Origin of the sequence: Streptomyces cinerochromogenes, from assembly GCF_014648635.1 — a bacterium.
GTDB lineage: Bacteria > Actinomycetota > Actinomycetes > Streptomycetales > Streptomycetaceae > Streptomyces > Streptomyces cinerochromogenes.
This window is the reverse complement of sequence record NZ_BMRM01000007.1, coordinates 336,191-358,883: the sequence shown is the minus strand read 5'-3', so window position 1 is coordinate 358,883 and position 22,693 is coordinate 336,191. Positions and strand designations below refer to the sequence as shown.

Annotated in this window: 18 protein-coding genes and 1 pseudogene; 7 read left to right on the top strand and 12 right to left on the bottom strand. The window is 73.6% G+C overall.

All coding sequences use genetic code 11. The features are described 5' to 3' along the window. Positions 1-122: 122 nt before the first annotated feature. On the bottom strand, positions 123-1,787 hold the full coding sequence (locus tag IEZ20_RS16555; RefSeq protein WP_229896098.1) for a S1 family peptidase: 1,665 nt from the start codon (positions 1,785-1,787) through the stop codon (positions 123-125). Positions 1,788-1,947: 160 nt separating this feature from the next. On the opposite strand from IEZ20_RS16555, the gene IEZ20_RS16550 reads away from it, so the two are divergent. Next, positions 1,948-2,802, top strand: coding sequence for a polysaccharide deacetylase family protein (locus tag IEZ20_RS16550; protein ID WP_373303934.1), 855 nt, complete (start codon positions 1,948-1,950; stop codon positions 2,800-2,802). Between the two features lie 16 nt (positions 2,803-2,818). Here IEZ20_RS16550 and IEZ20_RS16545 read toward each other — a convergent pair whose 3' ends face one another. Beyond that, positions 2,819-3,832, bottom strand: coding sequence for a DUF2278 family protein (locus tag IEZ20_RS16545; protein ID WP_189299097.1), 1,014 nt, complete (start codon positions 3,830-3,832; stop codon positions 2,819-2,821). A gap of 194 nt (positions 3,833-4,026) precedes the next feature. On the opposite strand from IEZ20_RS16545, the gene IEZ20_RS16540 reads away from it, so the two are divergent. After that, positions 4,027-4,467: an SRPBCC family protein gene (locus tag IEZ20_RS16540; protein WP_189299095.1), complete on the top strand. Its 441-nt coding sequence runs from the start codon at positions 4,027-4,029 to the stop codon at positions 4,465-4,467. A 40-nt stretch (positions 4,468-4,507) separates the two neighbouring features. On the opposite strand, the gene IEZ20_RS16535 is transcribed toward IEZ20_RS16540, so the two are convergent. The 6 genes from IEZ20_RS16535 to IEZ20_RS16510 all read right to left on the bottom strand — a co-directional run bounded on the left by IEZ20_RS16535 (position 4,508) and on the right by IEZ20_RS16510 (position 11,995). Then, a complete protein-coding gene (locus IEZ20_RS16535) occupies positions 4,508-5,146 on the bottom strand; it encodes a LysE family translocator (RefSeq protein WP_189299093.1) in 639 nt (212 codons plus the stop codon). A gap of 116 nt (positions 5,147-5,262) precedes the next feature. After that, positions 5,263-6,414: an XdhC family protein gene (locus IEZ20_RS16530; RefSeq protein ID WP_189299091.1), complete on the bottom strand. Its 1,152-nt coding sequence runs from the start codon at positions 6,412-6,414 to the stop codon at positions 5,263-5,265. Positions 6,415-6,460: 46 nt separating this feature from the next. Beyond that, a complete protein-coding gene (locus IEZ20_RS16525) occupies positions 6,461-7,918 on the bottom strand; it encodes an NCS2 family permease (RefSeq protein WP_189299089.1) in 1,458 nt (485 codons plus the stop codon). Between the two features lie 212 nt (positions 7,919-8,130). Next, complete coding sequence (locus IEZ20_RS16520; protein ID WP_189299087.1) at positions 8,131-10,515, bottom strand: xanthine dehydrogenase family protein molybdopterin-binding subunit; 2,385 nt, start codon at positions 10,513-10,515, stop codon at positions 8,131-8,133. Positions 10,516-10,517: 2 nt separating this feature from the next. After that, positions 10,518-11,102: a (2Fe-2S)-binding protein gene (locus tag IEZ20_RS16515; RefSeq protein WP_189299084.1), complete on the bottom strand. Its 585-nt coding sequence runs from the start codon at positions 11,100-11,102 to the stop codon at positions 10,518-10,520. Next, on the bottom strand, positions 11,102-11,995 hold the full coding sequence (locus tag IEZ20_RS16510; protein ID WP_189299082.1) for an FAD binding domain-containing protein: 894 nt from the start codon (positions 11,993-11,995) through the stop codon (positions 11,102-11,104). Before IEZ20_RS16510 ends, IEZ20_RS16515 begins: the two co-directional genes overlap by 1 nt. Before the next feature lie 346 nt (positions 11,996-12,341). Here IEZ20_RS16510 and IEZ20_RS16505 point away from each other — a divergent pair, with 346 nt between their 5' ends. Beyond that, positions 12,342-14,015, top strand: coding sequence for a PucR family transcriptional regulator (locus IEZ20_RS16505; RefSeq protein ID WP_189299080.1), 1,674 nt, complete (start codon positions 12,342-12,344; stop codon positions 14,013-14,015). Between the two features lie 176 nt (positions 14,016-14,191). Continuing rightward, positions 14,192-14,959, top strand: coding sequence for a hypothetical protein (locus tag IEZ20_RS16500; RefSeq protein ID WP_189299077.1), 768 nt, complete (start codon positions 14,192-14,194; stop codon positions 14,957-14,959). A 251-nt stretch (positions 14,960-15,210) separates the two neighbouring features. Here IEZ20_RS16500 and IEZ20_RS16495 read toward each other — a convergent pair whose 3' ends face one another. Continuing rightward, positions 15,211-15,993 (bottom strand): GntR family transcriptional regulator, encoded by a 783-nt coding sequence (locus IEZ20_RS16495; protein WP_229896097.1) that lies wholly within the window; start codon positions 15,991-15,993, stop codon positions 15,211-15,213. A gap of 179 nt (positions 15,994-16,172) precedes the next feature. Here IEZ20_RS16495 and IEZ20_RS16490 point away from each other — a divergent pair, with 179 nt between their 5' ends. Then, positions 16,173-17,015: a (2Fe-2S)-binding protein gene (locus tag IEZ20_RS16490; protein ID WP_189299073.1), complete on the top strand. Its 843-nt coding sequence runs from the start codon at positions 16,173-16,175 to the stop codon at positions 17,013-17,015. A 227-nt stretch (positions 17,016-17,242) separates the two neighbouring features. Then, positions 17,243-18,283, top strand: coding sequence for a DUF2637 domain-containing protein (locus tag IEZ20_RS16485; RefSeq protein WP_189299071.1), 1,041 nt, complete (start codon positions 17,243-17,245; stop codon positions 18,281-18,283). Between the two features lie 187 nt (positions 18,284-18,470). Here the strand turns inward: IEZ20_RS16485 and IEZ20_RS16480 are convergent, their stop codons facing one another. From IEZ20_RS16480 to IEZ20_RS16470, 3 genes are all read right to left on the bottom strand, one after another. Beyond that, positions 18,471-18,914, bottom strand: coding sequence for an ATP-binding protein (locus IEZ20_RS16480; RefSeq protein ID WP_189299069.1), 444 nt, complete (start codon positions 18,912-18,914; stop codon positions 18,471-18,473). A 317-nt stretch (positions 18,915-19,231) separates the two neighbouring features. Continuing rightward, a complete protein-coding gene (locus IEZ20_RS16475) occupies positions 19,232-20,974 on the bottom strand; it encodes a pyruvate dehydrogenase (protein ID WP_189299067.1) in 1,743 nt (580 codons plus the stop codon). Between the two features lie 28 nt (positions 20,975-21,002). Further along, entirely contained in the window at positions 21,003-22,379 is a 1,377-nt protein-coding gene (locus IEZ20_RS16470) for a protein phosphatase 2C domain-containing protein (protein ID WP_189299065.1), read from the bottom strand. A gap of 156 nt (positions 22,380-22,535) precedes the next feature. Between IEZ20_RS16470 and IEZ20_RS16465 the strand changes: the two are divergent. Continuing rightward, a pseudogene (locus tag IEZ20_RS16465) lies at positions 22,536-22,673 on the top strand (helix-turn-helix transcriptional regulator); the annotation flags it as partial. Positions 22,674-22,693 lie beyond the last annotated feature (20 nt).

The window sequence follows — 22,693 nt, the reverse complement described above, 5'->3', positions numbered from 1 at the left end:
GCGCCCTGGAGGCCGCGCACATGAGGCCGCGAAACGCGCCGGAGGCCGCGCATATGAGGTCACGGGGCACCCCGGAGGCCGCGCACACGAGGTCACGGGGCGCCCCCGGTTCGTGAGCGAGGTCATGAGGCGCCCTCCTCCCCGGGTGCGGTGGTGGAGCAGAAGCCGACGAAGCACTCGACCGCCGCCTCGGCCTGCTCGATGTCACAGGGGGTCTGCCGCAGCACCGACACGGCGTGTTCGTAGAGCCGGTACGCCGCCACGACCCGGTCGCCGTGCGCGGCGGCCCGCTGCCGGCACAGCGGCCACTCGGCGCCGACGCGACCGAGGAGTTCCTCGCGGCGGCGCAGCCGGGTGTCGAGCAGGCCGATGGCCTCCTCCAGGCGCCGCCGCCGGCGGCCGACAGCGCCCTCGAAGGTGAACAGCAGGTCCGCGCGCCCGGGTTCGCGTTCCCGGTCGGGGCTGTGCGCGATCCAGGCGCGCAGCATCTGGCTGCGCCGCACGCCGGCCTCGGCCTGGTCGAGCAGCGGACGGGTGCCGGGCGCGGGCAGCACACGGTCCCGGCGCAGGTCGAGCGCGGGCCCCAGCTCCTCGGTGATCCGGTCGAGTTCGGCGTGCAGACGGGCCCAGCGGTCGCGCAGCGGATGGTGGACGAGGGTCTCGCCGGCCCGGGTGGCGCGCTCGCCCGGGTGGCGGAACGCGAGCAGCAGGCGGGCGCGGTGCCGGGCGAGCCGGCCCAGCAGGGCGAGCAGGGCGTCGGGGTCGGCGGCCTGGTCGACGGCGACCAGGACGGCGGCGAGCGGCACGCGCAGGGCGTCGAGCCGTTCGGGCCGTGGGTCGTCACGGATGCCGAGGCGTTCGGCGATCTTGTCCATGACCTCCGCGGCGGTCAGCCCCTTGACGTCGAGGGCGAGATCGTGGGCGCCGACCGGGGGCACGGTCTCCGGCGGGTCGTGGCTGACGGCGATGGTGTTGCGGTGGGTGCGCAGTTCGCGGTCGGCGAGGGTGATGGCCCGCTGGAGGGTCCAGGCGCGGTCGCCACGGTCGGGGACGACGGTGACGAGCACCGGCCAGCCCTCGCCGCGGAACCAGGAGGCGAGTTCGGTGGCGAACGGTACGTCGAGCCGGCCGGCGGCGACGGTGCCGGTGCGCAGCCGCGGGTCGACGGCCTCGGCGCCGTCGGTCCACGCGGCGACCTGCGGCAGATGGCTGACGATCGTCTCGGCGGGGCTCATGTAGCTGAACGCGGAGCCCGGCCCCTCGTCCACGCTGAGGACGATGCCGATGACCTGGTCGGTGGTGTCGTCGACGACGCCGCCGCCGCTGAAGCCGGGGGCGGCGAGTTCGCCGGGGGTGAGCGGGCGCAGCTGCACCTGGCTGTCCCGGCCGCGGGCGGCGACCAGGGTGGCGCCGTGCCAGCGCCCCCCTTCGTCGCCGTCCGGGAAGCCGTACATGCTGACGGGTCCGTGCGGGGCGGCGAGCCGGTGGAGCCGGGTGACGTGCTCGGCGGGCAGCGGTGCGGACAGGCGCAGCAGGGCGAGGTCGCCGCTGCGGTCTCCGAAGGCGTCCTCGCGCTGGGGCACGTGTTCGTCGGGACTGACGGTGGCGGTCACGGCGGCCAGGCCGGGGACGCCGACCAGGCGGACGGTGTAGCGGTGGCCGGGGCTGACGACGTGGCCGGCGGTGAGGACCCGTTCGGGGGCGAGCAGCACGCCCGCGCCGAGGACGCACCCGTCCGGTGTCTCGATGCGGGCGATCCAGGACGGTGTGCGTAAGCGTGATGCCACGACTCGCTCCCCCGTGCGCGTCATGGTCCCGAGGTTACTCCCCGTACCCGTCCGGTACTACTGGTGTGCACGAGGTCGCTGCGGAGGGCCTGGTGCGGGGGCCCGCGGGAGGCGAGGGGACTCGAACACATGGACTATACACGCGGTGTATAGTCCCGGCATGCCTCTTTCGACCGACACGATCCCGACGCCGACCGACGCGACCCGCACCAGCCGCCCGGGCCGGGCGACCAGGAAGATGCGCGGAGCGGGCCGGAGGTTGCGTGGCTGGGCGCTCGCGTCCGCAGCGGCCTGCCTGGCGTTCACGCTGACCGGCTGCGCCGAGGTCGACACGACCGCACCGAGCACCGCCCGCGCCGAGGCGGCGAAGGGGGCGCACGGGGCGCCGGCCCGGTTCGGCACCGTCGACTGCCGCGAGGCCAAGTGCATCGCGCTCACCTTCGACGCGGGGCCCAGCGAGAACTCGGCGCGGCTGCTCGACATCCTGAAGGAGAAGAAGGTCCCGGCGACCTTCTTCCTGCTCGGCAAGCGGCACATCGAGAAGTACCCGGAGCTGGTCAAGCGGATGGCGAGGGAGGGCCACGAGGTCGCGAGCCACACCTGGGACCACAAGATCCTCACCCGCATATCCGACGCGCAGATACGCGAGGAGCTGAAGCGGCCCAACGACGCGATCGAACGGCTCACCGGGCGCAAGCCGACGCTGATGCGCCCGCCGCAGGGCCGTACGGACGCCGACGTGCACGAGATCTGCAAGGAGCTGGGGCTGGCGGAGGTGCTGTGGAGCGTGACCGCCAAGGACTACACCACCAACGACTCGGCGCTCATCACCAAGCGCGTCCTCGACCAGTCGTCCCGGGACGGGATCATCCTGCTGCACGACATCTATCCCGGGACCGTGCCGGCCGTGCCCGGCATCATCGACGCGCTGAAGGCGCGCGGCTACGTGTTCGTGACGGTCCCCCAGCTCCTGGCACCCGGGAAGGCGGAGCCCGGGAAGGTGTACCGCCCGTAGCCCCCCGCGGGGCTGCTCAGAACACCACCGTCCAGCCCGCGTCGGCGGCCTGTCCGGCGGTGTAGGAGACGCCGTGGACCTTCAGTCCGGCCGCGTCGAGCAGCGAGATCTCACCGCCCTGGTTGCCGAGGGCGGCATCGGCGGTGAGCGGGACGGCGAGGCAGCCGCCGGGCGCGAGCGGGCCCGCGGCCGGGACCGGCGAGCCCGGGCCGGTGCGGCCGACGATCCGCCAGCCGGTCAGGTCGACGGGCTCCGGGGAGGCGTTGAGGAGGGTGACGGTCTCCGCCTCGGGGGCGGCTCCTCTCGGGTTGACCAGCGCCGCGACGATCCGCACGGGCTGCAGGCCGGGGGCGGGCCGGCTGCCGTCGACGTCCTCCAGGGCGTGTCCGGTGGTGTCGTCGGTGTGCCAGGACTGGCTCTGGAAGGCCAGGAAGATGCCGACCCAGCGGGACTGCCCGGGGAAGCGCAGCAGCAGGGCGCCGTCCTGCCAGACGCCGTCGTCGCCCCGGAACCGGTGGCTGTTGCCCTGGTTCATGTGGACGTCGTGCACGCCGTTGCCGGGCAGGAATCCGAACACCTTGTCCTTGACGGACGGTTCGGGGCCGAAGCGGGAGCCGAAGAGGTACAGCCGCGCCTCCGGGTCGGCCACCGCGCGCTTGACGTAGTGGTCGAGGAGGTCGGCGAGGTCGTTGTCGGGGCCTTCGGCGTCCGCCGGGAGCGAGCGCATGCCGGCCGGGTCGAAGAGGTTGCCGCGCACGAAGTCGAGGTTCGGGCCGCCGGGGCCGGGCGGCAGCGTGTTCCACCCCCCGGGGAGGCCCTCCAGGCGGGCGGTCAGCGGGTGGCGGAAGTCGTCGGCGACCAGGTAGAGCAGCTCGGAGGGGTGCTCCTGCGACAGCACGTTGACCGCCGCGCGGTAGTGGGTGCCCCGGTCGTCGGTGAGATGGATCTGGTAGTGCGGTGTGTTCCTCGCGCCCTCGCGCCGGATGTCGACGGCGCGGGCGATCAGAACGCCGTAGTCCTTCAGCGGCATGACGATCAACTCCCCCGTGGGACGGGCTGGTTGCCCGGCACATGGCAGGAAGGGTAGAAGCGGGAACCGTGTCGCGCCGCCCCGGCGCACCGACTGTTTCAGGATACGTCCCCTCACGGACACCTGCTACGCGGACCGGGTGACACGGCGGACGAACGCGCAGGTGGAGGGCGCGGGTTGCCTACGATCGTGCCGTGCCCACCTTCTCCCTCGAACGTACGACCCCGCTCCCGCCCGACGTCGCGTGGCGCCGGCTCACGGACTGGCCCCGCCACGCCGGCGCGGTCCCGCTGACCCGGATCAGCGTGCTCACGCCCGGCCCGACCCGGGAGGGCACCCGCTTCGTGGCCCGCACGGGCTTCGGCCCGCTCGCCTTCGACGACGTCATGGAGGTGACGGTCTGGCGGCCCCCGACCGCCGGCGAGGGCGGCCTGTGCCGCCTGGAGAAACGCGGCCGGGTCGTCCTCGGCTGGGCGGAGATCGAGGTCCGCCCGGGCCCCGGCGGCCGCACCCGCGTCCTGTGGCGCGAGCACCTGCGTCCCCGCCTGCTGCCCCCCGCCCTCGACGGCGCCCTGGAAGCGGCGTCCCGCCATCTGTTCGGCCGCGCGGTGAACCGACTGCTGAGCGGGGCGTGAGGGGGCCGCGGCCGACCCGGCCCGCCCTTCGGCCCCGGGGTCAGTCCTTGCGGCCCGTCAGCGCGACCGTGACACCCAGGCCGATCATCGTCAGACCGCCCGCGCCGCCGACCGCCGACAGACGCCGGGGTGAGCGGGCGAACCAGTCGCGGGCGGCGGAGGCGGCGAGGCCCCACGCCCCGTCGGAGACCACCGCGACGGCGTTGAAGACGAGGCCGAGCAGCAGCATCTGGGCCGGGACGTGTCCCTGCTCCCGGTCCACGAACTGCGGCAGTACGGCGGCGAAGAACACCATCGTCTTGGGGTTGGCCACGCCGACCGCGAACCCCTCCCCGAGCGTGCGCAGGCCGCCGCGCGCCGGGCCGGACTCCGCGACCGCGGCCCGCAGCGAGCCCCGCTGCCGCCATGCCCTGACGCCGAGGTACACCAGGTACGCGGCGCCCGCGAGCTTCAGGGCGGTGAAGACGAGGACCGAGCGCTCGACGACCGAGCCGATGCCGAGCGCCACGGCCACGACGAGCACGTACGCGCCGAGCGTGTTGCCGACGACGGTGGTCAGCGCGGCCCGGCGGCCGTGGGCCAGGGCCCGCCCGACCACGAACAGCACGCTGGGGCCGGGCACCACGATGAGCAGGAAGGACAGGGCGGAGAAGGCCGCCAGCCGGTCGGGGGACACCATGCCGTCATGCAACAGAGAGCCGGCGGCGCCGGGCAAACCGTTTTCCCGGCCACGGCCCGCGCTCGCGGCCACGGCCCGATCTCCCGGCCGCGCCCTGCTCCCCGCCCCCGGCCCTCTCAGGCCACCGAGCCGATCCGCCTCGTCGACGGTGCCGTCGTGTCGTGGTGGATGGGGGTGTGCGCGCCGGTCAGTGGGACTCCGCTGCCGCCGCGGCGGCCCGCGACGATCTCCGCCGCGATGGACAGGGCCGTCTCCTCAGGGGTGCGGGCGCCGAGGTCCAGGCCGATCGGGGAACGCAGGCGGGCCAGCTCCAGTTCGGTGACGCCGACCGCGCGGAGCCGCTCGTTGCGGTCCAGGTGGGTGCGGCGGGAGCCCATCGCGCCGACGTAGGCGACCGGCAGCCGCAGCGCCAGCTTCAGCAGCGGTACGTCGAACTTGGCGTCGTGGGTGAGGACGCACAGGACGGTCCGGCCGTCGACCTCGGTGCGCTCCAGGTACTCGTGGGGCCACTCGACCACGATCTCGTCGGCCTCGGGGAAGCGGGCCCGCGTGGCGAAGACCGGGCGGGCGTCGCACACGGTCACGTGGTAGCCGAGGAACCTGCCGATCCGGACCAGCGCCGACGCGAAGTCGATCGCGCCGAAGACGATCATCCGGGGTGCGGGCACGGAGGACTCCACCAGGACGGTGAGCGGGGCGCCGCAGCGCGAGCCCTGCTCGCCGATCTCCAGCGTGCCGGTGCGGCCCGCGTCCAGGAAGGCACCGGCCTCGGCCGCGACCGTGCGGTCCAGCTCGGGGTGGGCGCCGAAGCCGCCGTCGTACGAGCCGTCGGGACGGACCAGCAGGGCCCGGCCGCGCAGCTCGGCGGGGCCCTCGGCGATCCGCGCGACCGCCGCCGGCTCCCCATGGGCGGCGGCGGTCAGCGCGGCCGCGAACACCGGCCGGGCGGGACCGTCCGCCCGGACCGGGGTGACGAGGATGTCGATGACGCCGCCACAGGTCAGGCCGACGGCGAAGGCATCCTCGTCGCTGTAGCCGAAGCGCTCCAGGACGGTCTCGCCGTCCTCCAGCGCCTGCCGGCACAGCTCGTACACGGCGCCCTCCACGCACCCGCCGGAGACCGAGCCGATCGCCGTGCCGTCGGCGTCCACCGCGAGGGCGGCGCCGGGCTGGCGCGGGGCGCTGCCGCCGACAGCCACCACGGTGGCGACGGCGAAGTCACGGCCCTGCTCGACCCACCGGTTCAGCTCCTCGGCGATGTCCAGCATCTGTCGGTCTCCTTAAGCGGGTTGGAGGGATCGGGCGGGCGAGCGGCTAGTGGACGCCCAGCCAGGTCTCGATCGGATGGAGGGAGAAGTAGACCAGGAAGACGACCGTCAGTCCCCACATGAAGGCGCCGATCTCGCGGGCCTTGCCCTGGGCCGTCTTGATGGCGACGTAGGAGACGACGCCCGCGGCGACACCGGTGGTGATGGTGTACGTGAACGGCATCAGGACGACGGTCAGGAAGACCGGGATGGCGGTCGCGCGGTCGGCCCAGTCCACGTGCCGGGCGTTCATCAGCATCATCGCGCCGATGACGACCAGGGCGGCGGAGGCGACCTCCTGCGGGACGATCGCGGTGACCGGGGTGAAGAACAGGCAGGCCGCGAAGAACAGGCCGGTGACGACGGAGGCGAGGCCGGTGCGGGCGCCTTCGCCGACGCCGGTCGCCGACTCGATGAACACGGTCTGGCCGGAGCCGCCCGCCACGCCGCCGATCGCGCCGCCGGCGCCGTCGATGAACAGCGCCTTGGACAGGCCGGGCATGCGGCCCTTGTCGTCGGCGAGGTCGGCCTCGGTGCCGACGCCGATGATGGTGGCCATCGCGTCGAAGAAGCCGGCGAGCACGAGGGTGAAGACGATCATGCCGATCGTCATCGCGCCGACCTTGCCCCAGCCGCCGAACTCGACGTGGCCGAAGAGCGAGAAGTCGGGCATCGAGACCGCGCCGCCGTGCAGCTCGGGGGCGCCGTTGGCCCACTGACCGGCGCCGATGACACCGAGCCCGTTGAGGACGGCGGCGACGACGGTGCCCGAGACGATGCCGATGAGGATGGCGCCGGGGATGTTCCGGGCCTGCAGCATGAAGATCAGCAGCAGGGTGCCGGCGAAGAGCAGCACCGGCCAGCCGGCCAGCTCGCCGGCGGGGCCGAGGCTGAGCGGGGTGGCCTTGCCCTGGTGCACGAAGCCGGCCTTGTAGAAGCCGATCAGGGCGATGAACAGGCCGATGCCCATGGTGATCCCGTGCTTGAGCGCGAGCGGGATCGCGTTCATGATCATCTCACGCAGGCCGGTGACGACCAGCAGCATGATGACCACGCCGTACATCACGCACATGCCCATGGCCTGCGGCCAGGTCATGTGGGGGGCGACCTGCGAGGACAGGACGCCGGAGACGGAGAGGCCGGCGGCGAGGGCGAGCGGCACCTTGCCGACGAAACCCATCAGCAGCGTGGTGAAGGCCGCCGCGAACGCGGTCGCGGTGATCAGCGCCTTCTGGCCGAGCGTGTCCCCCGCCGCGTCCTTGCCGGACAGGATGAGGGGGTTGAGCAGGAGGATGTACGCCATCGCCATGAAGGTGGTGATGCCGCCGCGCACCTCACGCGCGACCGTGGATCCTCTTCTGGATATGTGGAAGTACCGGTCGAGCCAGGACCGTCCGGCCGGGACGCGGCTGCCTTCGCCGGCGTCCTCCGCTGCGGTCCTGGGCTCCACTGACTGCTGGGTCATGGTGCCATCTCCCAAGGTTCAAAGGGGCACCCGTACGACTTCCCTGTGGGGTACGGGATTTGGGGAATGGACGACCCGGGGGACGGCCCGAGACGAACGTATTTCCTGGTACTTCAAGGACCGCGAGCGGAGCGGAACTCAAAGAGGGGGTCCTCCGGGCGGCGCGTGGAGTGTGTGACGTTCCCTGCGCCGCCCGGAGAGCTGTGGGGGTGTTACGCGGTGCCGGTGAGGTGCTCGGGCCGTACGGGAGTGCGGTTGAGCTCCAGCCCGGTCGCGTTCCGGATCGCCGCGAGGACGGCCGGGGTGGACGACAGGGTCGGCGCCTCGCCGATGCCGCGCAGCCCGTACGGGGCGTGCTCGTCGGCGAGTTCGAGCACGTCGACCGGGATGGTCGGCGTGTCGAGGATGGTGGGGATCAGGTAGTCCGTGAAGGAGGGGTTCCGGACCTTCGCCGTCTTGGGGTCGACGATGATCTCCTCCATCACGGCCACGCCCAGGCCCTGGGTGGTGCCGCCCTGGATCTGGCCGATGACGGAGAGGGGGTTGAGCGCCTTGCCGACGTCCTGGGCGCAGGCCAGTTCGATGACCTTGACCAGGCCGAGTTCGGTGTCGACCTCGACCACCGCGCGGTGGGCGGCGAAGGAGTACTGGACGTGTCCGTTGCCCTGGCCGGTGCGCAGGTCGAAGGCCTCGGTCGGCCGGTGCCGCCACTCCTCCTCGACCTCCACGGCCTCGCCCTCGAGGACGTCGGCCAGGTCGGCGAGGACCTCGCCGCCGTCGGTGACGACCTTGCCGCCCTCCAGCAGGAGTTCGGCGGTCGCCCAGGCCGGGTGGTAGGAGCCGAACTTGCGCCGGCCGATCTCCAGGACCTTCTCGCGGACCAGCTCGCAGGCGTTCTTCACGGCGCCGCCGGTGACGTACGTCTGCCGGGAGGCCGAAGTGGAGCCGGCGGAACCGACCTGGGTGTCGGCCGGGTGGATGGTGACCTGGGTGACGCCCAGCTCGGTGCGGGCGATCTGGGCGTGGACGGTGACACCGCCCTGGCCGACCTCCGCCATCGCGGTGTGCACGGTGGCCACGGGCTCGCCGCCCACGACCTCCATGCGCACCTTCGCGGTGGAGTAGTCGTCGAAGCCCTCGGAGAAGCCGACGTTCTTGATGCCGACCGCGTAGCCGACACCGCGTACGACGCCCTCGCCGTGCGTGGTGTTGGACAGACCGCCGGGCAGCTGCCGTACGTCGGCGCCCTCGCTGGACTCCCACTGGCGCTCGGGCGGCAGCGGCATCGCCTTGACGCGGCGCAGGAGTTCGGCGACGGGGGCGGGCGAGTCGACGGGCTGGCCCGTCGGCATGATCGTGCCCTGCTCCATCGCGTTCAGCTGCCGGAACTCCACCGGGTCCATGCCCAGCTTCTTCGCCAGCTTGTCCATCTGCGCCTCGTAGGCGAAGCACGCCTGGACCGCGCCGAAGCCGCGCATGGCGCCGCAGGGCGGGTTGTTGGTGTAGAGGGCGATGGCCTCGATGTCGACGTCGTCGACGACGTACGGGCCGACGCTCAGCGAGGAGGCGTTGCCGACGACCGCCGGGGAGGCGGAGGCGTAGGCGCCGCCGTCCAGGACGATCCGGCACTTCATGTGCGTGAGCTTGCCGTCCTTGGTGGCGCCGTGCTCGTAGTACAGCTTGGCCGGGTGCCGGTGGACGTGCCCGAAGAAGGACTCGAACCGGTTGTAGACGATCTTCACCGGCTTGCCGGTGCGCAGCGCCAGCAGGCAGGCGTGGATCTGCATCGACAGGTCCTCGCGGCCGCCGAACGCGCCGCCGACGCCGGCCAGCGTCATGCGCACCTTCTCCTCGGGCAGACCGAGGACGGGCGCGATCTGGCGCAGGTCGGAGTGGAGCCACTGGGTGGCGATGTAGAGGTGGACGCCGCCGTCCTCCTCGGGGACGGCGAGGCCGGACTCGGGGCCGAGGAAGGCCTGGTCCTGCATGCCGAAGGTGTACTCGCCCCTGACGATGACGTCCGCGCGCCGTGCGGCCTCGTCCGCGTTGCCGCGGACGATCGGCTGGCGGTGGACGATGTTGGGGTGCGGGACGTGCCCGGAGTGGTGGTCGTCGCGGCCCTCGTGGACGAGGATCGCGTCCGGCGCGAGCGCCGACTTCTCGTCGGTGACGACCGGAAGCTCCCGGTAGTCGACCTTGATCTTGGCGGCGGCGCGGCGGGCCGTCTCCGGGTGGTCGGCGGCGACGATCGCGACGGGCTCGCCGTGGTGGCGTACCTTGCCGTGCGCGAGGACCGGGGTGTCCTGGATCTCCAGGCCGTAGTTCTTCACCTCGGTGGGCAGGTCGTCGTACGTCATGACGGCGTACACGCCCGGCAGGGCGAGGGCCTCGGAGGTGTCGATCGACACGATCTCGGCGTGGGCGACGGTGGAGCGCAGGATCTGTCCCCACAGCATGTCCTCGTGCCACATGTCGGACGAGTACGCGAACTCGCCGGTGACCTTGAGGGTGCCGTCCGGGCGGAGCGTGGACTCGCCGATGCCGCCCTTGGTGCGGTAGCCCTGCGTGATCTTCGTAGGAGCGCCGTTGGCCGGCATGGTCAGACCCCCTCGGACTGGCGGGCGGCCGCCAGGCGGACCGCGTCCATGATCTTCTCGTAGCCCGTGCAGCGGCACAGGTTGCCCGACAGCGCCTCGCGGATGTCGGCGTCGGTCGGGTTCGGGTTGCGCTCCAGCAGCTCGTCGGAGGCGACGAGCAGGCCCGGGGTGCAGAAGCCGCACTGGACGGCGCCGGCGTCGATGAACGCCTGCTGGACGGGGCTCAGTCCGGTGCCCTCGCCGGTCTGCGAGTCGGTGCCCTTGGCCTGCCAGCCCTTGGCCTCGTCCAGGCTCGTGCCACCGCAGGCGCCGGTGGCGCAGCCGCCCTCGGCGCGCTGCTTGGCGAAGTCCGCCAGCCCCTCGACGGTCACGACGTCCCGGCCCTCGGCCTGACCGGCCGCGACCAGGCAGGAGCAGACGGGCACGCCGTCCAGGCGCACGGTGCAGGAGCCGCACTCGCCCTGCTCGCAGGCGTTCTTGGAGCCCGGCAGGCCGAGGCGCTCGCGCAGGACGTACAGCAGGGACTCGCCCTCCCAGACGTCGTCGGCCTCCTGCGGGCGTCCGTTGACGGTGAAGTTGACGCGCATCACGCAGCTCCCTCGGTGGTGCGGCGGGCGCCGCGGTACGACTCCCAGGTCCAGGTCAGGGTCCGGCGGGCCATGACGCCCACCGCGTGCCGGCGGTAGCCGGCGGTGCCCCGGACGTCGTCGATCGGGTTGCAGGCGGCCGAGCACAGCTCCGCGAACTGCTTGGCGACCGACGGGGTGATGATCTTTCCGTTGTCCCAGAAGCCGCCCTCCTCCAGGGCCGCGTTCAGGAACTCCTCGGCGGTCCTGGCCCGCACGGGGGTGGGGGCGGCCGAGCCGATGCCGGTGCGCACGGTCCGGGTCCCGGGGTGCAGGGCGAGCCCGAAGGCGCACACGGCGATGACCATGGCGTTGCGGGTGCCGACCTTCGAGTACTGCTGCGGACCGTCGGCCTTCTTGACGTGCACGGCGCGGATCAGCTCGTCGGGCTGGAGCGCGTTGCGCTTGACGCCCGTGTAGAACGCGTCGATCGGGATGAGGCGGGTGCCGCGGGCCGCCGACGCCACCTCGACCTCGGCGCCGGCCGCGAGGAGTGCGGGGTGGGCGTCACCGGCCGGCGAGGCCGTGCCCAGGTTGCCGCCGACGCCGCCCCGGTTGCGGATCTGCGGGGAGGCGACCGTGTGCGAGGCGAGCGCGAGGCCCGGCAGCTCGGCACGGAGATTCTCCATGATCTTGGTGTACGGGACGGAGGCACCCAGCCGTACGGTGTCCTCGCCGACCTCCCACTCGTAGAGGTCGCCGATGCGGTTGAGGTCGAGGAGGTACTCGGGCCGGCGGTGGTCGAAGTTGATCTCGACCATCACATCGGTGCCACCCGCAATCGGCACAGCGGTGGGGTGCTCGGCCTTCGCGGCGAGCGCCTCCTCCCAGCTGGCGGGGCGAAGGAAGTCCATGACCGGCTCTCTTCTTCTTCGTCTCGTGAGTCGTACAGATTGAGCCAATCCGTGTGCGGCGGGCCCGGCTCGTTCATGTGCTGTTAACGCGGAGTGGACTCAGTACACCGCCCGGTGCTCCAGCGGGGTCAGTCACCGAAACCATGAAGGAGTTCGCTGGCCAGGGGGAGCATCTTGTAGATTCGTATGAACGGAGGTCATCGGTAACCTCTCCGTTTTCCTGGGGAAACGCAGGTAACGGCACGCCGGGCCCGGTTTCCGGCCGGTCCGGCCCTTCACCGGGGCCCCTCCCGGCCCCCCTCCAAGATCCATCGTAGGTTTCGAGACAAAGAACGGCGGCGACGAGATGCGGCTGCGCGCACTGCTGGACACCGATGCGCTGGGCCTGCGGCTGCTCGGCGGCGAGGACGAGCTGGACCGCTCGGTACGCGGGGTCATGACCACCGACCTGCGCGACCCGAGCCGCTACCTCTCCGGCGGCGAGCTGGTGCTGACCGGCCTGGCCTGGCGCCGGGACGCCGCCGACTCCGAGCCTTTCGTGCGCATCCTGGTGCAGGCCGGGGTGGCGGCCCTCGCGGCCGGCGAGGCAGAGCTGGGCGATGTGCCGGACGACCTGGTGCTGGCCTGCGCCAAGCACCGGCTGCCGCTGTTCGCTGTGCACGAGTCGGTGGCGTTCGCGACGATCACCGAGCATGTCGTCCGGCAGGTCTCCGGGGAGCGCGCCGGCGACCTGGCGGCCGTCGTGGACCGGCACCGGCGGATGATGACCTCCGGCCCGGCGGGCGGCGGCCCGGACGTGGTCCTGGACCTGCTCGGCACCGACCTGGACCTGCGCGCCTGGGTGCTCTCCCCCACCGGCCGGCTGATCGCCGGCTCCAAGGAGGCGGGACCGGCGCTGCCCGCGGAGACCTGCGCGAAGCTCGCCGCCGAGCACCTGGCGGCCACCCGCACCGGCCGCCGCGGCCCGTACCGGGTCCAGCTGCACGGCAGCACGTACTCCCTGTTCCCGATCCGCTCCTCCGGCCGCTCCCCGCAGGCCGCCCGCGATGTGCGCGAGACGGTCCTGTCGGACTGGCTGCTGGCCGTCGAGGCGGACGCGGGCGACTGGCCCGGGGAGCGCCTGGACCTGCTGCAGGGCGTCACCCAGCTGATCGCCGTCGAGCGGGACCGTCGGGACGCGGCCCGCACGGTCCGGCGCCGGCTGGCCCAGGAGGTGCTGGAGCTGGTGCAGTCGGGCGCCGCGCCCGCCGAGATCGCCGCCCGGCTGCGGGTGGCGGCACCGGTGCTGCTGCCCGGGCTCGGGGCGGCCCCGCACTGGCAGGTCGTGGTGGCCCGCGTGGAGTGGGAGGGGGACCAGGTCGACGGCGGCCCGGTCGCCCAGTCCCTGCTGGAGGAGGTGCTGGTCGACCCGCAGGCGACCGGCCCGGAGCCGTCGGACCGGATCGCCGTCGCGCACTCCGGCGGCGAGGCGATCGCCCTGGTGCCGCTGCCCGCGGTGGCCGCCGAGCACGACGGCTCGGAGACCGGGCTGCTCGCCGACGCGCTGCTGCAGTCGGTCCGGGAGCCGCTGTCGGCGGGCCTGGACGACGACGGCCGGCTCACCCTCGGGGTCAGCGCGGCCGTGCACTCGGCGGAGGGCCTGCGCGGAGCCCTGGAGGAGGCCCGGCACGCCCGCCGGGTCGCCGCCGCCCGCTCCGGCCGGGTCTGCGCGGCCGGCCACCAGGAGCTGGCCAGCCACGTCCTGCTGCTGCCCTTCGTCCCGGACGACGTGCGCCGCGCGTTCACGGCCCGGCTGCTGGACCCGCTGAAGGACTACGACCGCCGGCACCGGGCCGAGCTGATACCGACCCTGGAGGCGTTCCTCGACTCCGACGGCTCCTGGACCCGCTGCGCCACCCGGCTCCACCTGCACGTCAACACCCTGCGCTACCGGGTGGGCCGCATCGAGCAGTTGACGGGACGGGACCTGTCCCGCCTGGAGGACAAGCTGGACTTCTTCCTGGCCCTGCGCATGAGCTGAGGTCAGCGGGGGCGTACGGCGGCCGAACCGGCCGGCCCCGGTCACGCGCGCGCCCCACGACTTTGTGAATTCTTTCACCCACCCTCTTGGCCAGGCCCCGCGATTGGTGCTGGAATGCCGCCACCACTCAACAGCTCGATGGCGCGCTCGGGGAGGGCAACGTGGCGCATACCGCCATGTCTGGTAACGGAACCACCGGTGACGATCCGCTCCAGACCGCGGTATGGCGGTTGCGCAGCCGGGCCTGCTGGGCCGACGCGGCGGCCCTGCTGCCCGCCGACCGGCCCGGCCCGGCGTTGCAGCGGGCCGCCCTGCTGACCGAACGGTGTCTGTACACCGAGCGGGGCTGGGAGGAGGCGGAGGACGCGCTGCGGACGGCGGAGGCGCTGGCCCACGGCGACGAGGAGCGGGGAGCCGCCGCGTGCGAGCGGGGCTACCTGGCGTACGCGTCCACGCTGCTCGGGGTGCGCGACCGGGCCGACGAGGCGCGGGCCGCGCTGGGCCGGGCGGCGGCGCTGATCCCTCCGGGGGTGGCGGGGCGGGCCCTGCTGGACTTCCGGCGCGGGCTGGTGGCCCAGAACCTGGCCGGCGCCCCGCAGGCGGCCCGCGCCGCGTTCCGCCGTGCCCACGCGGGCGCCGCCGCGCACGGCGACGATCTGCTGCTGTCCTTCACCTGGCGGCACCTGGCGGGACTCGCCCTGCGCGACGGCGAGTTGACCGAGGCGCGGCGGGGCTTCGCCGAGTCCCTGCGGATCCGGGAGGAGCTGGGCTACCTGGTCGGCACGGCACCGGCGCTGGCGTCGCTGGCCGACACGGAGGAGGAGCCGGAGGCGTCCCGCCTGCGCGAGGAGGCCCGCCGCCTCTTCCGGTTGCTGGGCGGGGTGCCCACGTGGCTGGCGAGGCAGCTGGCACCGCCGCCCGCGCCGGGGGCGGCGACGGCGTAGGGGGCGGTGGGGGCTTAGGGGGCGGGCCGCCGGGTTCGGCGCCGTAGGGCACGGGCCGCCGGATTCGGGAACGGGCCGCCGGGTTCGTCGCCGGGTGCGGGTCCGCGGGGGTCGCTCGCGCAGTTCCCCGCGCCCCTTCGGGGGCGCTTCAGCCGCGAGCCCCCAGGGGCGCGGGGAACTGCGCGGCCGGCCGCGAGGGGTCCGCACCCGGCAGGCGGCCCCCGCCCCCGACGGCGTCGCCCCGTGACGGCTCAGCTCGTGCCCGCGAAGTGCTCCCCCGCAAGCCCGCGCACCACGTCCACGTCCCCCGCCGCCAACGCGTCCAGCAGAGCCAGGTGTTCCGTCGCGTCGGCGACCAGCTCGGCCCGGTCACGCCGTACCGGCGGCCACTGGGACCGCCGGTGCAGGTCCTCGGCGATGCGGACCAGCTGCTCGTTGCCGGCGAGGGCGAGCAGTGCGCGGTGGAAGGCACGGTCGGACTCGGCGTACGTCGCCGGGCAGCCGGAGGCGGCCGCGCGGACCGTCTCCTCCGCGAGCGGCCGCAGCCCGGCCCACCGCTCGGCCGGCACCGTGCGGGCGAGCCGCAGCATCACCGGCACCTCGATGAGCGCGCGCACCTCGGCCAGCTCGGCCCGCTCCCGCGCCCCGCGCTCGACGACCCGGAAGCCCCGGTTGGGGACGACCTCGACGGCGCCCTCCTGGGCGAGCTGCTGCATGGCCTCCCGCACGGGCGTGGCCGAGACGCCGAAGCGCTCGCCGAGCACCGGCGCCGAGTAGACCTCCCCGGGCTTCAGCTCGCCGGTGACGAGCGCCGTGCGCAGCGCGTCGAGGATCTGCCCGCGCACCGAGGAGCGCTGCACCGCGGCCCGCTGCTCGGGGACCGACCGCTCGCCGTGGGTGTGCTCGCCGCGTGCCGCGCCCGGCACCGCGGCGTCCCGCTCCCGGCCGCACTCCTCGCCGTCCGCGGGCCGCTGCTGCGCCGGCACCGGGGCTGCCGCCGGAGTGCCCGGGGAGCCCTGCGCGCCCTGCTTCACGGGTCCTCCTGGCGGCTTGTCGGCACTTGGGGTCATTAACGACGGGTTGTCGCTTGTCCGTCAAGCACCTTAGGCGCACCGGGCGGCAGTTCAAACTCCGACGACCTTGGGTAAGGTAAGCCTTACCTGTGCAGCCCAGTCCGTGTTCACGGACGCGTCCAAGGACCGGTGGTCCCGCCATGCCCGCTGCGGCCTCGCCGCTCACCGCCGCGTACGACCGCCTCACCGCGGCCTTCCCGGGCCTGACCGTGACCGAGCGGGGCCCGGACGAGCCGATGCCCGCCGGAGCGGGCTGGGTGGGCGCCGACGGGCTCGCCGCGGGCGGCGCGGAGCTGGACGCCTTCCTGGCCTGGGACGCGGCCCAGGTGGTGCGGGACCACGGCCGGCCCGCCCGCCCGGACGTCGTCGCGAGCTTCGGCCTGCACCGCTACGCCTGGCCGGCCTGCCTGCTGTTCACCATCCCGTGGTTCCTGCACCGCCGGGTCCCCCGGCTGCCCGTGACCCACGTCCGCTACGACCGCACGGCCGGCCGGATGGCCGTACGCCGCCCCGTCTCCCTCGCCTGCCTGCCGGGCGACCCCGCCGCCGCGCTGCCCGGCAGCGTGGTCGTACCGGACGAGGAGGCCCTGCGGGCCGAGGTGCGGGCGGCCGTGGCCGAGCACCTGGAGCCGGTGCTCGCCGCGTTCGGGCCGCGGATGCGGCGGCGCGGGCGCGCGCTGTGGGGCATGGCGACCGACGAGGTCGTGGAGGGGCTGTGGTACGTGGCCGGGCTGTTCGGCGAGCGGGAGGCGGAGCGGGCCGTGCGGGAGCTGGAGCTGCTGCTGCCCGGGGCCACCCGGCCGTACGCCGGCGCCGCCGGGTTCCGCACCCTGACCGGGCCGGACGGCACCCCGCTCGCCACCCGGGACCGGGCGAGCTGCTGCATGTTCTACACCGTCCGCCCGGAGGACACCTGCGCCACCTGCCCGCGCACCTGCGACGGCGACCGGGTCGCCCGCCTCACGGCCACCGCCGCCGCTTGATTTCACACGACCCCCTCGTGCCGCACGAAGTTCCCACGGAACCATCCGTCCGGGTAGTCTTATTCGAACTCAACTCCTGCCGGTCATGCGGCAGTTCGAGCAGAACGCCGTCCCGGGCATCCCCTTGCACCTTTATGGCGGCCTCTTGCCCCGAAACCGCCTGAGGGCCCTCAGGAGTGGGCCACTATGGCGGGCGTTACGCCCTATCCCAATGCAAGGGACCCCTGATGAGACTGACCGACATATCGCTGAACTGGCTGCTTCCGGGCGCCGTACTGCTCCTGGGGATGCTGGCGGCGGTGGCGGTGCTCGCGCGCGGCAAGCGCTCCTCCGGGGAGACCGCGAGTGCGGACGACTCGTGGGAGCGCAGCGAGGAGCGCCGCAGGCGCAAGGAGGCCATCTACGGCACGGCCTCCTACGTGCTCCTGTTCTGCTGTGCGGCGGTCGCGGCAGCCCTGTCCTTCCACGGCCTCGTCGGCTTCGGCGAACAGAATCTCGGGCTGACCGACGGCTGGCAGTACCTGGTGCCGTTCGGCCTGGACGGCGCGGCGATGTTCTGCTCCGTCCTCGCGGTGCGCGAGGCGAGCCACGGTGACGCGGCCCTCGGCTCGCGGATACTGGTCTGGCTGTTCGCGGCCGCCGCGGCCTGGTTCAACTGGGTGCACGCGCCGCGGGGCGCGGGTCACGCCGGCGCCCCGCAGTTCTTCTCCGGCATGTCGCTGTCGGCGGCGGTGCTGTTCGACCGGGCGCTGAAGCAGACCCGCCGGGCGGCGCTGCGCGAGCAGGGACTGGTGCCGCGTCCGCTGCCGCAGATCCGCATCGTGCGCTGGGTGCGGGCGCCCCGTGAGACCTACAGGGCCTGGTCGCTGATGCTCCTGGAGGGCGTGCGCAGCCTCGACGAGGCGGTCGAGGAGGTCCGCGACGACAAGCGGCAGAAGGAGGAGGCCCGGCAGCGCCGGCGGGACCAGCAGCGGGTGGAGCGTGCCCAGCTCAAGGCGATCAGCCGGGGCCACCGCGGCTTCGTCGGCCGGGGGGCCGGCCGGGAGGTCGAGGTGCAGGTCGAGCGTGGGCCGGCGCCGGCGACCGCGGAGCCTGCCATATCGAGCGCGGAGCAGCTGCCCGTCCGCGCTCGGCCCTCCCTTCAGCCGGTCCGCAGCGCGGCTGAACCGGTGACCGTCGACCTCACCGCCGAGGACGACACCATGGCCCTGCCGCGCCTGGACTCCCTGGAGCGCAAGCTCAAGGACCTGGAGCAGCAGTTCGGCTGACCGCCCGAACCGCGGCGGGACCGCGGTACCGGGACGGGGGCGTGACCCGCGCGGTCACGCCCCCGTCCCGTTGCCACCGCGCTCTCGCCGACGCCGCGCCCGTCCGTCCGTCCGTCCGTCGGCGGCGTGCCCGTCCGTGGGCCGCGTGCCCGCCCATCGGTCCCGTGCCCTCCGTCGGGGCCGCGCCTCACGCCGCCTCGGCGCCGAGTTCGAACCACACCGACTTGCCCACCCCGTGCGACCGTACGCCCCAGGCGTCGGCGAGGGACTGCACCAGCACCAGGCCGCGGCCGTGGGTGTCGTCGTCCGTGTCCTGGGCGCGCAGCTCGGGTCTGCGGGCCACGAAGTCCCGTACCTCCACGCGCAGTCCGCCGTCCTCCACGACCGCCGTGAGGACGGCGTCGTCGTCGGTGTGGACGAGGGCGTTGGTGACGAGTTCGCTGGTGAGCAGTTCGGCGATCTCGGAGCGGCCGGGTTTGCCCCAGTGCCGCAGCAGTTCGCGCAGCGCCCGGCGCGTCTCCGGGACCGCCCTGAGGTCGGCCCGGCCGAGCCTGCGCCTCAGGCGCCGCGCGTGATCGGTGATGGTGTCGGTCTCTTCCCCCGCTGTCGCCGAGAAGGCCCCTACCGCCATGGGACCGCCTCCTCGTGCCTGCCTCTTCATGACCCCCGCCCGCACGCCGCCGGTCCCTGCCCCTCCTGGTCGAACACGTTCACGGGGGGATGCTTGCCCAGCAGACTCCGGGGCAGTCCTGACGTATGCCCGATCACCGGCGGTTCGGCCATATCCGCACACCGTCCCGGCCGGCCGCCCGGCCGCTCCTGGCCCCTGCCCCGGGCACCACGGACGCCGCTGTACGCCACCGACGCCCCGGGACACCGGTCCGGCCGCCTCCGGCACCGGCTGCCGTCACATCGTCACGCCACGTGAAACTGGCCGAAATCATTCCCCTACGGCCGCGGGACGTTGCGCAGGTTGGAGCGGGCCATCTGGAGCATCCGCCCCACCCCGCCGTCCAGCACGATCTTGGAGGCGGACAGCGCGAACCCGGTGACCATCTCGGCGCTGATCCTCGGCGGGATGGACAGCGCGTTGGGGTCGGTGACGATGTCCACCAGGGCCGGCCCCTTGTGCCGGAAGGCGTCCTTGAGCGCCCCGGCGAGTTGCCTGGGCTTCTCCACCCGCACCCCGTGGGCCCCGCAGGCGCGGGCGACGGCGGCGAAGTCGGGGTTGGTGTTGGTGGTGCCGTACGAGGGCAGGCCGGCGACGAGCATCTCCAACTCGACCATGCCGAGGGAGGAGTTGTTGAACAGCACCACCTTGACCGGCAGGTCGTACTGCACCAGGGTGAGGAACTCGCCCAGCAGCATGGAGAGTCCGCCGTCCCCGCTCATGGAGACAACCTGCCGGCGCCGGTCGGTGAACTGCGCGCCGATCGCCATCGGCAGCGCGTTCGCCATCGACCCGTGCGAGAACGAACCGATGATCCGGCGGCGGCCGTTGGGCGAGATGTACCGGGCGGCCCACACGTTGCACATCCCGGTGTCGACGGTGAACACGGCGTCGTCGTCGGCGACCTCGTCCAGTACGGCGGCCACGTACTCGGGGTGGATCGGGATGTGCTTGTCGACCTTCCGGGTGTACGCCTTGACCACGCCCTCCAGCGCGTCCGCGTGTTTCCTCAGCATCCGGTCGAGGAACCGTCGGTTCGTCTTCTCCTTCACCCGCGGGATCAGGCACCGCAGGGTCTCGCGCACGTCGCCCCACACGGCGAGGTCGAGCCGGGAGCGGCGGCCGAGCACCTCGGGCCGCACGTCGACCTGTGCGATCCGCACGTCGTCGGGCAGGAAGGCGTTGTAGGGGAAGTCGGTGCCGAGCAGGAGCAGCAGATCGCACTCGTGGGTGGCCTCGTAGGCGGCGCCGTAGCCGAGCAGTCCGCTCATGCCGACGTCGTACGGGTTGTCGTACTGGATGTGTTCCTTGCCGCGCAGGGCGTGCCCGACCGGTGACTTGATCCGCCCGGCGAACTCCATGACCTCGGCGTGGGCGCCGGCCGTGCCGCTGCCGCAGAAGAGGGTGACCTTGCCGGCTGCGTCGATCATCTCCACGAGCCGGTCGATCTCGGCGTCACTGGGCCGAACGGTGGGCCGGGAGGTGACCAGCGCGCTCTGCGCGGCCTTCTCCGGGGCCGGTTCGTCGGCGATGTCCCCGGGCAGCGACACCACGCTCACCCCGCTCCGCCCGACCGCGTGCTGGATGGCGGTCTGCAGCAGCCGGGGCATCTGCTTCGGGCTGGAGATCAGCTCGCTGTAGTGACTGCACTCCTGGAACAGCCGGTCCGGGTGGGTCTCCTGGAAGTAGCCGAGGCCGATCTCGCTCGACGGGATGTGCGAGGCGAGCGCGAGCACCGGGGCCATCGAGCGGTGGGCGTCGTACAGGCCGTTGATCAGGTGCAGGTTGCCCGGGCCGCAGGAGCCGGCGCAGGCGGTCAGCCGTCCGGTGACCTGGGCCTCGGCGCCGGCCGCGAAGGCGGCGGACTCCTCGTGGCGTACGTGGATCCAGTCGATGGCGGCGTTGCGGCGCACGGCGTCCACGACCGGGTTGAGGCTGTCGCCGACGACACCGTAGAGGCGGCGCACCCCGGCGCGGACGAGGATGTCGACGAACTGCTCGGCTACGTTCTGTCTGGCCATACCCCCCATACAGTCACAGGGACGGCCATCACGCCTCCCACACGGCCGCCGCCGTACGGTCGTCGGCGTAGCCCTTCACCCGTACCTGGGCGTCGGCGAGGAAGGCGGCGAGACCCGGCGGGGTACGGCAGGACCAACGTCGGGCCAGGTAGGCGCAGAGGGCGGGCTCCCCGCGCAGCGGCTCGGCCAGGCCCGCCGTGCACATCACCAGGGTGTCACCCGGGCGGGCTACCGAGGCCCGGAACCGGAACGGCTCGTGGGGCGGCTCCGGGGCCGGTCCGACGGGCTCGAACGGGCTCGGCGGGGCCGGGATGCCGAGGTCCGTCGTCAGCCGGTCGCCCTCGGGGGTCCGCTCGGAGGGCGGTTCGGGGGTCCGCTCGGGGGGCGAGCCGAAGCCGACGACGGGGGCGCCGGTACCGCCGTCGGACGGCACGCTCGGCTCGATGTCCTGCCAGGCACCGTCCCGCAGCCGGAACAGCCCGCCGTCGCCGACGCCGAAGAACACGCGGGTACGGCAGTCCTGGCCGGCCGGCAGCAGCAGGCAGCGCAGGCTCGTCGTGTACTCCTCCGGGTCCAGGCCCTGTTCGGCGGCGCTCGCGCGGAGCTTGCCGAGCGCGCGGTCGGTGAGCCGGTGCAGGCCGGACTTCAGATCGCCGCGCCGGGCCGCGCGGAGGTCCTCCACGAGCCGCTGGTGGCTGCGGCCCACGGCCCGCCCGATCCACCGGCACGCCTCGGCCGCCGCCAGGTGCGCGCCGGGCGTGGCCCGCGCGCCGGTCGCCATCGCGACCAGGACCAGCGCCTGCTCCCCCGCCCCGAAGCGCGCGGTGAGCAGCGCGTCCCGGCGCGGCTCGCCCCGGTAGCGGGCCGAGTCCCCGCGCAGCGAGACGGCCCGCAGCGTGCTGGTCCCGTACCGGGCGCCGTCCAGCACGGTGTCCGCGACCAGTTCACCGAGCCCGTCCGGGTCGGCGGGCGGCAGCGCGGTGGGCTCGGGGTCGTAGGTGGGAGGGCCGGAGCCTACGTAGTCGACGGCGCCGGCGTGGTCGGTGTGGTCGGCGGAGCCGGCCAAGGGGCCGGGGGACGGCGGGGACGGCGGCGGGTCGGGCGCGGTGCGCTGCGGGGGCACCCCGGCTCTCGCGGGCTCCGGTGCGGGTGATGCCTGCGGCGCGGACCGGGACGGCTCAGGCGGGGACGGCTCGGGTGGGGCCGGTTCCGCCGGGGACCGTTCCGCCGGGGCCGGTTCCAGGGTGTCCGTGGGTGGGCCGACCACCGTGTTCCGCGCCGAGGCGAACCGGTCGTCCAGGGAATCGGGCGCTGTCGTGGGACCCGTGTCCTGGGTGGAGTCGTCGTACAACTGCCCCCACCAGTCGTCCTCGCGACGGGCGGGTCTTCCCCCCTGCTGGTTCATGCCTCTGATTGTCCACCGCACGGGCCGTGTGAAAACGGGGCATCGGGAAAATCCGGCACATCGGCCGCGCCGAAGGGCGTGTCGAGTGAGTGGGCGAACTCCCGTACGAGAAAAGGCCGGTGGTCGCCGGGCGGCCCCACCCCCCACGGGAGGACCGAACAGCTCGACCTGGGCCTGCGGACGGTGCAGCGCCGGGTGCGGCGGCTGATGGAACTGGCCCGGGTGACGACCCGGCTCCAACTGGGCTGGCACGCCCGCGAGCTGGGCTGGGTGAGCCGGGAGGACCCCCGCTGAGCCGGGCAGGCACGGGGAGG